The organism is Paenibacillus sp. FSL F4-0100, assembly GCF_037993005.1.
Taxonomy (GTDB): domain Bacteria; phylum Bacillota; class Bacilli; order Paenibacillales; family Paenibacillaceae; genus Paenibacillus_AQ.
The window spans coordinates 1,497,636-1,511,494 of record NZ_CP150303.1; the positions used below are offsets into that span (position 1 = coordinate 1,497,636).

A 13,859-nucleotide genomic window follows, 5' to 3' on the forward strand; every position below is an offset into this window, starting at 1 on the left:
CTCGGTTCATCCATTACGGCAGCGATAATTCATTCTTCGCGCTGATTCCTCTGAATTAGTTATATGCCCAGAGGGATGGATTGGCACCGAAAATATTTACGAAGAGGTCTTTTTTCAGAGTACCCGTTACACTTGCATAACCTTAATCAGATTCGTGTTACCGGATTGACCGATCGGCACGCCTGCAGACAATACGATAATGTCGCCTTTTTCGATGTAACCTGTCTTGATGGCATTGCGGGTCGCGGATTCGAACATTTCGTCCGTCGTTGTGACCTTGTCGCCTTTTACCGGAATGACGCCGGAGAGCAAGCAGATTTTGGCCAGCACTTCTTCATGCTGTGTGACCGCGATAATCGGTGCCTGTGGCCGATATTTCGAAATCATCCGCGCCGTAAATCCGCTCTCCGTTGACGTAATGATAGCTTTGGCATTCAGCACGAGGGAGGAGCTAACCGCACCCTGACTAATAACCTCGGTAATATCGGCTACTTGCTGTCTGGATTTGAAAGCGAATTGGTCTTTATAATCGATCATCGTTTCGGCACGGCGGGCGACTGCGGCCATCGTGCGCACGGATTCTACCGGATATTTGCCCGCAGCGGATTCCCCCGAGAGCATGACAACGTCAGCTCCCTGGATCACCGCGTTAGCCACGTCGCTCACCTCGGAGCGGGTTGGACGGGGATTGACCTGCATCGATTCCAGCATGTGCGTTGCGACGATTACCGGTTTGCCGGCCAGGTTGCATTTATCGATCATTTCTTTTTGCATCATAGGTACTTCTTCAATTGGCACTTCTACGCCAAGGTCTCCGCGAGCGACCATAATTCCGTCGGATGCTTCAATAATGTCATCCAGGTTCTGCATCCCCTCTTCATTTTCAATCTTGGAGATGATTTGTACATGATCCGCGCCGCGTTCCTTCAGGATGCTGCGAATCTCACGGATGTTGTCGCCATGGCGCACGAAAGAAGCAGCAATGATCTCAATGTCGTTCTCGAGACCGAAGCCGATATGCATGACGTCACGCTCGGTGACCCCAGGAAGTGTCGTTTTGATTCCGGGGAGGTTGACGCCTTTACGCGGTTTAAGCACGCCGCCGCTAATGATTTTACAGTGAATGTCCTTCCCATCAACACGGAGAACGTTCAGGTCTACGAGGCCATCATCAATCAAGATACGGTCTCCCGGCTTAACCACTAGATGTAATTCGTCATAATTGACCGAAATGCGGTGTGCATCGCCCAGAATTTCTTCTGTAGTCAGGATCAGCTCCTCACCTGGCTTCAGCAGGCAGGAAGCCTCCTTCAGCTTGCCGATCCGTACCTCGGGTCCTTTAATGTCCATCATGATGGGCACATACGTGTTTAATTCGGATGCGGCCTGGCGAACATTCCGGATACGGGCCACGTGATCTTCCGGCTCTCCGTGTGCCATATTCAAGCGGGCAACGGTCATTCCCTCCTGAATCATGTTCTTCAACAGCTCAATGGAATCGCACGCGGGTCCCATCGTACAAATGATTTTTGTTTTTAGCATGGCTGTTTGTTCCTCCTTTGTATTTGCACTCGTCAGCTTTTTGCAGCATTCGAGCCCATTTCAAACTACCCTAATGATCACATTGTAGCCTGTCTTGTCGAATCGTGATATGAACTATAGTACAATGGATGGATTATAGTATCGTATTTGAGGTGGGTTATGATCACTCCGGTAGAAGTTAAACAAATTAGCGGTGTCGATTGGTATGAAGAAGCTGACAATGAGAAGCGAGCATGGCGCTTAAGCCTTGTGACATATGGAAAATGTGTATATTGGGTGAATGGGGATAAGCAGATTATGGAGAAAGGGGAATTGCTGCTTATTCCAGCCGGTGTTCCGTATTATGGCAAAAGCATCCCTACCGTGACACACACGCAAATTGCCGTTGAGTGGACAGACCAGCTATCGACGGGATTATCGGTGCTTGAACGAGAAGAAGCATTAAAACATAAACCCGGCTGTTATGAGTTGATCCGCGAACGGTTGAAGGTGATCCATCAGCAGTGGCAGGAACGCCCATCTTATTATGTCTTGATGATAGAAGCATTATTGACAGAAGTGTTGATTTATATCAGTCGTGAGCTGGACAAGGGAGTCATTACGCCGGAGAAGCACTTGCATGTGGAACGGATGAAGTCTTATATTGAGCGGCATTACCGTGAGAAAATAACGAAAGAAGAGCTGGGCGATGCCATCGGCAAAACCCCCAATTACGCAGCGGTACTCTTTAAGAGTGTTACGGGGCAGACCATCAGCCAGTACGTGCACGCCCAGCGGATCAAACGGGCAGTGTATTTGTTAACGGAATCGCAGCTGACGGTACAGGAGATTGCCGTATTTCTCGGATATCAGGACCTCTCCTATTTCTATAGAGTTTATAAACGAGTCACAGGCAGCGCCCCATCGGATTTATTGCATGAGCGTCCACGAACGATCTAGGAAATTTAACGCAAAAAAGAGGGCTGCGCCCTCTTTCTGGTACTTGCTACTTTATTGAGCAGCGTCATTTTCGAATAACTGCTTCACATACTGCCGCAGTTTCGTTTTATCTACGCCGAGCACTTGTGCCCGTCCAGCCTTCTCGTTGGTCAGCAGAGAGAACGGCGGAAGCTGCTGCTGGTCGATTTTATCCATATTCACATCAAAACCGAGAGCCATCAGCTTCAGCATTTCTTTGGGGCTTAGATCGGTTTCGATGTATGGCGCAATTGAATCCAGGATGCTGGGCAGCTTGAACAAAGAGCTTGTGGTCTGCATCTTTTTGGCGACTTCCGTCATAAGAATCCGTTGTCGTTCCGTACGGGCAAAATCGGACTTCGCATCGTGCCGGAACCGGACGTATTGCAACGCCATCTTGCCGTCGAGGTGCTGCAGCCCTTGCTTTAAATCGATGTCATACATATGCTTGTCCGCTTTGCTTGTGTAATACATATCTTTCTCAACCTCAATGTCGACTCCGCCAATGGCGTCGACCAGGGCTATGAATCCGACAAAATCGGTGTAAACATATTTATGTATGGGCATGTCCAACAAATCGCTGATGGTTTGTCTGGTCAGCTCGATTCCGCCGTAAGCAAATGCCGAATTCAGCCGTCCTTTGCCATGGCCGGGGATGTCCACATAGGTATCTCGCAAAATCGAGAATAAATGAGCTCTTTTCGTGACAGGATCGATGGAGGCCACCAGCATGGTGTCGGATCTGCCGGCATCGTCTCCCCGGGAGTCTCCTCCAATCAGGAGAATATTAATGCGTTCTTTACCCTCCCACTTGGGTATTTCGATGATTTCCTCCGACGCAGCGCCCGAGGATTCCGTTGGCTCCGCCGGATTCGAAGCGGTCGAAATTTGGTTTGAGAATTGTATGATAGCGTAGGTATAGTACGAGATAATCCCCAAGATTCCAACGGATAATAAGAGCATGGTGTATTTTAACCATTTCCTTTTCATAGTTCCTATAACATCCTTTCTGTTGTTCTACTGCATAATTGACCATTCTAGCAAAATAATGAACAAAAATCATATTTTCCCGGAAAAACGATTCGGGAAAGTCGATATATTCCGGTCGGATAAACGGGTTGACTCTCCTCCAAGGGGAGACCTTAGACTGGAAGTCGAAGGAGGGAACCACCGTATGTTATACACGGTAAAAGAGGTTTCGGAGCTGTCCGGGGTGACCATCAAAGCGCTTCATCATTATCATAAAATCGGCCTGCTCTTGCCTGCCGAGATCAGTGAAGCGGGTTATCGCTTGTACGGTACTGCCGAGCTGGAGCGATTGCAGCACATTCTGTTTTACAGGGAAATGGATTTTTCGTTGGACCAAATCAAGGCACTGATGGAGAAGGCCCCTGAACGGCGGAAGATGCTGTTACAACAGGAGAAGCAGCTGATGGATCGCGCAGATCGATTGGATACGATTCTGAAAACCTTAAGAACATCCTTAATCAGTACGGAGGAGGGCAAGCGCATGGAGCCTCGGGAATTATTCAAAGGTTTTGAGAGCGAAGAAGAATGGAAGGAAGCCTTAGCGGAGCAAAATGAGCATCTGAAAGAGCAGTATGATGTGGATTTGCTCGAGGGTGAACCCGTTGATGTGCCAAGCATGAACGAGCAGGCAAGGGAAGCGGCTGCCTTTATGGCAGACATGGCAAATGCGTTGAAAAAGGGGATCAAACACGATGATGTGCGAGTACGGGATTCGATTCGGGATCATCTGCAGTTTATGAATGAGCAGGGCCACGCCTTTACGGCTGCGGATTTTGCGGGTCAAACGAAGTTTTTCCTGAATGATGACTTTCATCTCCGGATGCTGGAGGAGCAGCAAACGGGGCTGGCTTATTATCTGCATGCGGCTGCGGAGGCGTATGCGCATCTGACGTAAATAGGGTGATTAAGCCGCGCGGGTCGTGGCTTTTATCATTTTTAAGGGTGTAGGAATTCTATGAGGAAATCGGCCGCAAGGGCGGGGAATCCCGCGGCAATCAAAACAATAACGATTAAATGAAATCTACAATCATAAAAAAATAGCAAGCTTTAAAAAGCAGCGGCGGATTCCGTTCAAAGGGAATCGCCGCTGCTTTATTTTTGAGCTAACCGTAACCGCCGAGCCCGGCGTTTGCCGGACGCTGTCAGGCATTGAATTCAAGTCCACCGAGCCGCCCACAGCTTCATTTCCTTGCAGATGACATGAAGGTCCATGCCTTTGGGTGTCAGCGTGTATTCCACCGTAACCGGAACGGTAGGGAATACTTCGCGTTCAAGCACGCCCTGTTCCTCCAGATGGCGAAGCGTCGTGGTCAGAGCCCGCGGACTGACATTCGGGATTTGCCGCTGCAGCTCGCCAAATCGTTTCGTGCCGCCAAAGAGCTCGCGGATGACGAGAAATGCCCATTTTCCGCCTAAGACCAGCAATGTTTTTTCAATATTGCATTCGATATGTTCGGGAGTTTTCGGTATGTAACTGCTCGATTTATTTCCCATAACGGTAGGCTCCTTCCGGTTTTCTATTAACTATACTCAAGTATATCAGCTATCCTTCTTATAATATAGTGAAGAACATTTCACTTCTTCCCTGAGAATAGGAACTACTTTAAAATAGCAAATGTAGCATTCAAGTAATTCTATTGAAGGAGGAGTTACCATGAAATACAGAAGATTAGGACGCACAGGTCTCAAGGTCAGTGAGATCAGCTTGGGAAGCTGGCTTACATACGGTGGTTATGTTGAACGCGAGAATGCGGTTAACGCAATTAAAACGGCTTATGATCTGGGCATTAACTTTTTTGATACGGCGAATGTATATGAGAAAGGTGCAGCCGAAGAGTTGGTCGGCGAAACCCTGAAAGCGTATCCGCGCGAGTCTTACGTGCTGGCGACAAAGGCTTTTTGGCCTATGGGCGATGGCCCGAACGATCGCGGCTTGTCCCGCAAGCACATTATGGAGCAGGCACATGCCAGCTTGAAGCGTCTTGGCCATGATTACGTGGATATTTTCTACTGCCACCGCCATGATCCGGAAACGCCGCTTGACGAAACGCTTCGCGCGATCGACGACCTTGTCCGCCAGGGCAAGGTACTCTATGTCGGCGTCAGCGAGTGGCAGGCATCGCAAATAGCAGAAGCGTTGACGGTAGCGGATCGTTACCTGCTCGACCGCATCGTGGTCAATCAACCCATCTACAATATGTTTGAACGTTACATTGAGAAGGAAATCATTCCGCTGAGCGAGCGTTCCGGCATTGGGCAGGTCGTATTCTCTCCGCTGGCGCAAGGTCTGTTGACGGGCAAGTATACCTCAGCTTCCGATATTCCAGAAGGCAGCCGTGCCGCGAAGCTGGAATGGATGCGTAAAGGCATTACCGAGGAGAAAATCGCGAAGGTTCGCGAGCTGGAGAAGATTGCGGCAGAGCTTGAAGTATCCGTAGGCAATCTGGCGCTTGCCTGGATTCTGCGCCAGCCGAACGTAGCCAGTGCGCTTGTCGGCGCAAGCCGTCCGGAGCAGGTTAGCGAGAACGCGAAGGCATCCGGCATTGAGCTCAGCGAAGAGGTTCAAACTCGCATTGAAGAGATATTGAAGTAGGGAAGTAGATCGACTACGACGTTTATCGCAATCATCCTTGGGAATAAGAGAATCCGAGGACAGGTAGAAAGATTTATATTAAGATGGCTTCTGACTCGGTTCAGGGGCCATCTTTTTTGCGTGTCTCTTTAGCTAATGAAGCCTTCCCTATTAGATGACATTTTCTTGTTGAATTATATCGTCTACCATTTATAATACTTTCTAGTAATGTTATACTACTCATTAGTATTATATTACCGAAATAGGACAAATGTATTAGGGGGAGAAGCAGCAATATGCAAAAACGAAGGCGAATAGCATCTACGAAATGGTTGAAGGTGATGTTGTCCATTCTAATAGGTTTAGAGGTTGTATTGGGTGTGCTCGCGTCTCCGAAGACGGTTAGGGCTAATCTTCTAGACGCTCAATATCTGGGGGAGATCCGTCTATTTCCTTACCAGAACGGTCCCGAAGGGTGGATATACTGTGCAGGGCAAGTGTTAACGCTAAGTCTGGAAAATTCGGCTTTGTATACTCTATTGGGCAACAACTTTGGCGGGGATGGCAGCAAGACGTTTGCATTGCCTGATTTACGGGAGGAAGAACCGGTGCCGGGCATGGGGTACTATATCGCGGCTGAGGGATTATATCCGAGAGGCAGCAGTGACTTGACCTACAATACGATGCTGGGGGAGCTTCGACTTTTTCCCTACAACATGGAGATGAATGATAATTGGGTGACGACTAATGGCACCGCTTTAAGTGATTCTAATCCTCTATACAGTGTGTACGGTACTACATTCGGCCAAGACTGGCAGGGTAGCTTTAAATTACCGCAGATTAACCCTGTGCAGCCCAACATCCGGTATTTCGCCGCCAAGGCAGGGATACATCCAGGCAGCGCCGGTGAGGTGTATGCTGGCGAGATACGCATTTTTCCTTTGGAAATCCCTGGGCTAGCATCCTATAAGGCGGATGGCAAGCTTGTAAATGTTGCAGCGAATAGGGCACTTTATGAGTTAATCGGCAACAAGTTTGGGGGAACTCCGAATCAAACCATTGGAATTCCTGATCTGAGAGGCAAACCTTTGACGCAGTATTACGTATCCCATTACGGATACGTTCCAACCCTGCAGCAAGTTCAGCCTGTAAGTGTTTCCGACCAATATACAACAGCTGTCTCCACACCATTAACGGTACCGTCCCCTGGGGTGATGAGTAATGATTCCTATGTTCTGACAGCCAAAATATTGAATCCGCCTGCTCATGGAAAGATTACATTTCATAAGAATGGCTCGTTAACTTATACACCGGATGTCGATTTTGTTGGTACAGATTCTTTTACATATATAGCGAGCAATCATAATAAGAGCAGTGGCACAGCCATCGTTAACATTAACGTTACGGAGATTGAGCCGACGATAAGTGGAGTAACCGATGGAGGACTTTATAATCACGAAGTGACGCCCGTTTATACCAATGGCACGGGAACGCTGGACGGGCAGCCTTTTGCCAGCGGCACGACCATCCGCAAAGATGGCCAGTATAAGCTGGTCGTCGAGTCGCCTCGCGGCAAAACGGTCAAGGCCGATTTTGAGATCGACCAAACCGCACCTTTGGTTACAGGCGTGGCAGATGGAGGCCAGTATGATCGGGAGCGGCAAATCTTCTTTAATGAAGGGAACGCGACGCTCAATCAACAAGCGTTCCAGAGCGGAGACAAGGTAAACACGGAAGGGGTATTTAACCTCGTCGTAACCGACCGTGCTGGGAATAAGACTCAGGTTCATTTCTCGATCTATTTCCCAAAAACCGTGACGTTTGACAGCAACGGGGGTTCGCCCGTGGTGGAGGCGGTCGTCCCTTATGCTACGACCGTAACCCAGCCCGTCGATCCAGTGAAACCCGGTTATGCCTTCGGGGGATGGTATATGGATCAATCCTTCCAGCTTCCATTTGATTTCGCGGCACCGATTCTGGCTAACCTGACGCTGTATGCCAAATGGATCGATGCGGATTCGCCTGTCGTGGTGGATCGGACGCCTGCGAATCTGGCTGATGAGGTGTCGATCGAAACGAAGCTTGAATTCAAGTTCAATGAACCCGTAACCGGAGTTACTGGCAAGTACATATCGATTATGAGGGCGGAGGACCATCACAAGATCGAGTCGATCGAAGTGACAGACGGTTCTCATGTCAGGGTGGTCGATGAGAAGGTAGCGGTAAGTCTGTCTCAACGTCTGTCGTACTTTACGCGTTATTATGTAGAGATAGAGGAGGATGCATTTCAAGACGCTGCAGGCAACTTCTATGAAGGCATGAAGGGTCCTCAAGATTGGAGCTTTACAACGGAAAAAGAATCTGTTTCAGCGCCGCCTGCTCCTGCAAGCTTGAGTGCTAGAGCTGGAGATGGTGAAGTGACCTTGCAATGGTCTACCGTAACGGGGGCTACCTATTACGATATTTATTCCGGGACGGAATCCGGCGTATATGGAACAGCACCGATCGCAACGGTCACGGATACTACGTATTCAGCAGGTGATTTACTGAATGGAACGACTTATTATTTTGCGGTTAAAGCAGGAAATGATGGGGGCTCCAGCCCATTTTCAGAAGAAGTGAGCGCAAGGCCGGCCGGTGCTGAGATTCCCGTTCCGAGCGATGCGGATTTAAGCGGATTAGCATTATCTCATGGAACGCTCGCTCCGGCATTCAACCCTGCTGTCACAAGCTACATTAGCCAGGTTGGAAACCGTATAACGGAGATCAGCATAACGCCGAGCGTTTCCGATCCTCAGGCAAAGGTGACGATGAACGGCAAGGCCGTATCCGCCGGGCAGCCGTCAGATCCGGTCAGCCTAGCAGTAGGAAGTAACAGCATTCATCTCGTGGTTACGGCTCAAAATGGGACGACAAAGACATACACGGTGGACGTGAACAGAGAGGCAGCGGCTTCCGCTGAGCCTGAACCTGGGAATCCACCCCATCCTGGTACGCCAGGCGGTGGATCTGGCTCTCCTGGAGGTCAAGGACCAAGCGGTGGTGAGGGTTCCCAAGCAGGTCAAGGGTCAGGTTCGGGGCAGAGCTCCACAGAGAGCAGCCGCGTAACGTCGTATATAAATGATGTATTACAGAACGGCATGATATCATCAACGTTAACGAAAGAGAAGAATGGGCAGGCCGTGTTGACTGTCAAGGTGAACGGAGACAGACTGCAATCACTGCTGATGAAAGAGAAGAACCGTCGGCCGATTGTGCGGCTTCACACCACGGACGATTTCGATCAAGCCGTGCTGGTCCTGGACAACGAGTCCGCAAAAACACTTGAAGGAAACAGCGCGATGATCGAATTCGAGACCTTGGCAGGCAGCGTTCGGGTTCCAGTTCAAGCTATATCGGAACAGCTTCGCAAAGCTGCGGTATCGAAAGAAGGAACGCTTCATCTGGTACTTACCACAAGCGAAACGGCGATAAGCGCAAAGCTGAAGCAAAACGGGAATGCGACATATCTTGGTACAAAATATGGTTTCATTGATGTTAAGGTCATCGCTTATGATCAAGGGAAGCCGGTGGGCGGAGATTCCTATTCTGCTTACGTGGTGCTCGAGATTCCCCTTCAAGAAGAATCCGCGGCGAAAGTTGTGACAACCGCCGTGTTTTTGGACGAAAAAGGAAACGTCCATCACGCGCCAACCCGATTGGCAACACGTGAAGGCAAAACGTACGCTATCATCCAAGGTCTGAATAATGGCACTTATGCCTTGATTAGCCATACCGAAGGATTAGCGGATATGGCAGGCCATTGGGCCGAGGCAGCGGTGAACGAGATGGCGTCACGCCTCATTCTAAGCGGCAGAGATGCTGCCGGGTTCCATCCGGATGCACCCGTCACCCGCGCCGAATTCGTCTCCATGATGGTTCGCTCACTCGGTTTAACAGAGCAGGGAAGCACCAGCACATTTCAAGACGTAACTTCCCGGGACTGGTACTTGGGGGCCGTATCGGCCGCAAGCAAGAGTGGGCTTATTCACGGCTATGCCGACGGCACTTTCTTGCCGGATAACCCGATATCAAGGCAGGAGGCTGCGGTCATTGTCGCAAGAGCCCTAGAAATTGCAGGGGTTGACCTGATATCCGGCAGCTCGGATTCGGATGCTGCGCTAGGTTCCTTCCAAGACGGTATCGAGTGGGCAAGTTGGGCGAAGGCGGCTGCAGTGGATGTGGTCGGAAGTGGAATCATGAGCGGTTATGATGGCAAGCTGAGGCCGCACAGTAATATGACCCGGGCTGAAACGGCAATCATGCTTCTGCGGATGCTTTCCGCATCGGGGATGATTGGAAATGTGCCTGCTAAATAATGGCTTGTCGAATATAGAAAAAAAGAGCTGCGCCAAAAGGAATTCATTCCTGGCGCAGCTCTTCTATTTGAAATAACGCTATTTACCCCAGCCGATAAGTCGCGAACGGCTTGGCATAAACAAAGTCGTCGCTGATTTCATCCAGGCTGGAACCCAGTGCCTCATCGATCTCAATCTCCAGGCTCTTCAAGTTATCGTCCAGCTGCTCGGTTTTTGTCGCTCCGACAATGACAGTGGAGACAGCAGGGCGATTCATCAGCCAGGCTAGGGACAGGGCACTTGGGGAATGACCATGCTCTGCAGCCAGCTGACTGACTTGCTGTGCGAGCTTCAGATTGCGATCTTCCAGGAAACGATTGAAGTTAGGGTCCGTTTCCGCACGGGAGCCGGAGGGCGTGCTTGCGCCTTGACCGTATTTGCCGGTGAGAATGCCGCCGGCCAGCGGGAAATACGGGATGATGCCAACGCCCTGATCGAGGCAGAGGGGAACTAGCTCCAGCTCCGGCGTACGGTCGGCCAGGGAATAACTCGTTTGGGTGGATACATACCGGGCATATCCGCGCTGCTCGCTGATCCCAAGCGCCTTCATGATTTCCCAGGCGGCATAGTTGGAAGCGCCGATATATCGTACCTTGCCCGACGACACCATGTCATCCAGCGTGCGCAAGGTTTCCTCAAGGGGCGTATTCGGGTCAAACGTATGAATCTGATACAGGTCCACATAGTCGGTTTTCAGCCGCTTTAAGCTGTTCTCCAGCTCTTGCTGCAGATGATAGCGGGAGGAACCGCGTTCGTTCGGCCCTTGGCCATTCACGAGTCCAGCTTTTGTAGCTAATACGACGTTATGGCGTTTGCCGGCGAGCGCCTCTCCAATGATGCGCTCGGATTCCGAGCCTGCGTAAATATTGGCGGTATCGATGAAATTGATGCCATGGTCCAGTGCATGGTCTATGATGCGGGTGGATGTCTCTTGATCGGCTCTTTTGCCAAAAGCGTTCGTGCCAAGACCGAGCTCCGAAACCTTCATTCCGCTGTTGCCAAGACGGCGGTAGTTCATCTTGATCCACTCCTCTATGTATAGATTTCCAATAGTATAAACATGATCCCGCAATCGCCTTTACTATATTATATCCTCTAGTCTAATCGATGAAGCGGTTTGTGGACAAATGCTAAAGGTTGTGCAAAATGCCTTAGGACTCCTTGCGATAGGCTGAATATTACGATAGGATAGTTACGAACCATTTGGAAGGGGGATTGTCTTATGAATGAAGCGATTTTTAATCAATTGGATTTTGCCAGAGGAGCGACCTTAAAGTCGGTAGAACATGTAACGGAGCAAGAGGCTGATATCATCCCGGAAGGATTTGCGAATAGCATTCGCTGGAACCTGGGCCATATCTACACCGTGCATGAGCAGTTTGCTTTTGCAACGGCGGGCGAGCAGCCCCGTATTCCGGAAGGATTCGAGGCATGGTTTGCAACCGGAACTAAGCCTGCCGATTGGACGTCGAAGGCGCCTGCGATTTCCGAACTGGTAGAGCTTTTGCAGGAGCAAACGACCCGGATCCGTGAAACCTTCTCGAATCGCCTCGACCAGGCTTCGGCTCATCCGCTGACCATCGGTCCCGTGACGTTCCAAACCGTTGGCGAGTTTCTTACGTTCAGCATGTATCACGAAGGTATGCACACGCAGGTGATCAAGTCTTATAAGAAATTGATAAAGTAAGATGAAAACGAAGCGATAGAAGGGTGCCCCCGCGCATCCCTTCTATCGTTTTTGTTTGTCGCTGCGGTGATCGATCCTTATAATGGAATCAGCACAGATGGGATCATCGATTGGAGGATATGACAATTATGGCGATTGAAATCGAACGCAAATACCTTTTGGAGGCTTATCCGGAAGAGTTGATATCGGAAGGAACCATCGTGGTCGAGAAGGAGCAGTTCATCGAGCAGACGTATTTGGCGCTGGATGGGGATCAGGAGCTTCGGGTCCGCAAAATAACGGATCTGAAATCGGGTCAGGTTGAATTCACTCATACGTTCAAAAAAGGATGGGGAATTGCCAGGGAGGAAATAGAGTTCGCCATTTCCGAAGGACTCTATGAGCAAGTGGTGAAGGCGCATGGCGCGATTCCGCTGACCAAGAGACGGGTGACCGCCCGCTTAGGGAACACGATCATCGAAATCGACGATTATGCGCAGATTCACTTGCTGGTGCTGGAGGTAGAGTTTCCTTCCATGGAAGCCGCAGACGGCTTTGTGCCGCCGGCATGGTTTGGACAAGATATCAGCACGGAGAAACAATACAGCAACAAGAAAGTATGGCGGGACCTGCAGCAGCAAGCTGGCAGGGAATCGTAACGGCGTTAGTCACGAAATGGTTAGCTAAAACATAGGAAACATATGCAGCTAGAACGTGGATACTACGCGTTCTCATATGGTTGCAAAAAGGCTCTTGCGAGCGGTCATACCGGACCGCCCGCGAAGAGCCTTTTTTTATAGCATTTAACCCAAAATTCTGTCGTAAGGCGAACTGTAATGGTCCATTGAAGAGTGTTTTGAGAAGCATTCGACTTTTTTAGACAAAAGCATTGAAAACGTTTTATTATTATAATATAATATTATCATGATAATTAATTATTATATCTTAAGGGATGATATCCATAACAAATGATGGCGTATCAGAAATAATTAATGGCGTAACAGAGAAGGGAGAAGCTCTTCATGAATGAAAACCAGCAGCTGCTTGAAAGCTATTTTCCGATTGCCTCTTTTATCGCGGCGATCATCGGACCTCAATGCGAGGTGGTTGTGCACGATATCAGCGATCCGGAACGCTCCATCATTTTTATCGAGAATGGCCATATTAGCGGACGCCGGGTCGGCGATGCATCCACAGACCTCGTATTGAAAATTTTGAAGGCTGAGGCCTACAGAGAAGAGCAGTTCATCGCGAACTACAAAGCTTCCAGCGCCCGTGGTCAGACTTTTCGATCTTCGACGTATTTTATTAAAAACGGCAGCGGCGAGCTGGTCGGTCTGATGTGCCTAAACATCGACATTACGCATATGGAGGTTGCGGCCGACTGGATCAATAGCATTTTGCAGGGAGGATCGCTGACGCCGCCAGCAGCTCTTGATGCATCCAAGGAGGAGAAACCGTCCACAGAATATCTGCAGGGGAACGTGGACGATTTGCTGCAGCATATCGTCCAGACCGTCCTTAGCAAAATCAGCATTCCGGCGGACCGTTTATCTTCGAACGAGAAGATCGAGATTGTGAAGGAATTGAATGAGCAGGGGGTATTTCTGCTGAAGGGCGGAGTATCCAAGGTTGCCGCGGCTTTATCCATATCGGAGCCTACCGTGTATCGCTATTTGCAGAAGCTGAAATAAGC

The 13,859-nt window shown here is 49.7% G+C and carries 12 protein-coding genes; 8 read left to right on the forward strand and 4 right to left on the reverse strand.

Annotation, left to right across the window (positions count from 1 at the left end):
- Nucleotides 1-126: 126 nt before the first annotated feature.
- Entirely contained in the window at nucleotides 127-1,542 is a 1,416-nt protein-coding gene (gene pyk / locus MHH48_RS06555; protein WP_076322805.1) for a pyruvate kinase, read from the reverse strand.
- Between the two features lie 159 nt (nucleotides 1,543-1,701).
- Between pyk and MHH48_RS06560 the strand changes: the two genes are divergently transcribed.
- Entirely contained in the window at nucleotides 1,702-2,481 is a 780-nt protein-coding gene (locus MHH48_RS06560; protein WP_076322806.1) for an AraC family transcriptional regulator, read from the forward strand.
- Nucleotides 2,482-2,532: 51 nt separating this feature from the next.
- Here MHH48_RS06560 and MHH48_RS06565 read toward each other — a convergent pair whose 3' ends face one another.
- Nucleotides 2,533-3,489: an LCP family protein gene (locus MHH48_RS06565; RefSeq protein WP_076322807.1), complete on the reverse strand. Its 957-nt coding sequence runs from the start codon at nucleotides 3,487-3,489 to the stop codon at nucleotides 2,533-2,535.
- A 184-nt stretch (nucleotides 3,490-3,673) separates the two neighbouring features.
- On the opposite strand from MHH48_RS06565, the gene MHH48_RS06570 reads away from it, so the two are divergent.
- Together MHH48_RS06570 and MHH48_RS06575 are read left to right on the forward strand one after the other, a co-directional pair.
- Nucleotides 3,674-4,423 (forward strand): MerR family transcriptional regulator, encoded by a 750-nt coding sequence (locus tag MHH48_RS06570; protein WP_076322808.1) that lies wholly within the window; start codon nucleotides 3,674-3,676, stop codon nucleotides 4,421-4,423.
- Between the two features lie 68 nt (nucleotides 4,424-4,491).
- Nucleotides 4,492-4,542, forward strand: coding sequence for a hypothetical protein (locus MHH48_RS06575; protein ID WP_340390699.1), 51 nt, complete (start codon nucleotides 4,492-4,494; stop codon nucleotides 4,540-4,542).
- Nucleotides 4,543-4,683: 141 nt separating this feature from the next.
- Here MHH48_RS06575 and MHH48_RS06580 read toward each other — a convergent pair whose 3' ends face one another.
- A complete protein-coding gene (locus MHH48_RS06580; RefSeq protein ID WP_071221283.1) occupies nucleotides 4,684-5,022 on the reverse strand; it encodes a helix-turn-helix domain-containing protein in 339 nt (112 codons plus the stop codon).
- Nucleotides 5,023-5,182: 160 nt separating this feature from the next.
- Between MHH48_RS06580 and MHH48_RS06585 the strand changes: the two genes are divergently transcribed.
- Both MHH48_RS06585 and MHH48_RS06590 read left to right on the forward strand, forming a co-directional pair.
- On the forward strand, nucleotides 5,183-6,121 hold the full coding sequence (locus MHH48_RS06585) for an aldo/keto reductase family protein (protein ID WP_076322809.1): 939 nt from the start codon (nucleotides 5,183-5,185) through the stop codon (nucleotides 6,119-6,121).
- Nucleotides 6,122-6,396: 275 nt separating this feature from the next.
- Nucleotides 6,397-10,458 (forward strand): tail fiber protein, encoded by a 4,062-nt coding sequence (locus MHH48_RS06590; RefSeq protein WP_076322810.1) that lies wholly within the window; start codon nucleotides 6,397-6,399, stop codon nucleotides 10,456-10,458.
- A gap of 82 nt (nucleotides 10,459-10,540) precedes the next feature.
- Here the strand turns inward: MHH48_RS06590 and MHH48_RS06595 are convergent, their stop codons facing one another.
- Nucleotides 10,541-11,515 carry an aldo/keto reductase gene (locus tag MHH48_RS06595; protein WP_076322811.1) on the reverse strand — a complete coding sequence of 325 codons (975 nt, stop codon included), beginning with the start codon at nucleotides 11,513-11,515 and terminating at the stop codon, nucleotides 10,541-10,543.
- Nucleotides 11,516-11,719: 204 nt separating this feature from the next.
- Here MHH48_RS06595 and MHH48_RS06600 point away from each other — a divergent pair, with 204 nt between their 5' ends.
- The 3 genes from MHH48_RS06600 to MHH48_RS06610 all read left to right on the forward strand — a co-directional run bounded on the left by MHH48_RS06600 (nucleotide 11,720) and on the right by MHH48_RS06610 (nucleotide 13,857).
- Nucleotides 11,720-12,184 (forward strand): DinB family protein, encoded by a 465-nt coding sequence (locus tag MHH48_RS06600; RefSeq protein WP_076322812.1) that lies wholly within the window; start codon nucleotides 11,720-11,722, stop codon nucleotides 12,182-12,184.
- A 128-nt stretch (nucleotides 12,185-12,312) separates the two neighbouring features.
- Nucleotides 12,313-12,822: a CYTH domain-containing protein gene (locus tag MHH48_RS06605; RefSeq protein ID WP_076322813.1), complete on the forward strand. Its 510-nt coding sequence runs from the start codon at nucleotides 12,313-12,315 to the stop codon at nucleotides 12,820-12,822.
- Nucleotides 12,823-13,185: 363 nt separating this feature from the next.
- Entirely contained in the window at nucleotides 13,186-13,857 is a 672-nt protein-coding gene (locus MHH48_RS06610; protein WP_076322814.1) for a PAS domain-containing protein, read from the forward strand.
- Nucleotides 13,858-13,859 lie beyond the last annotated feature (2 nt).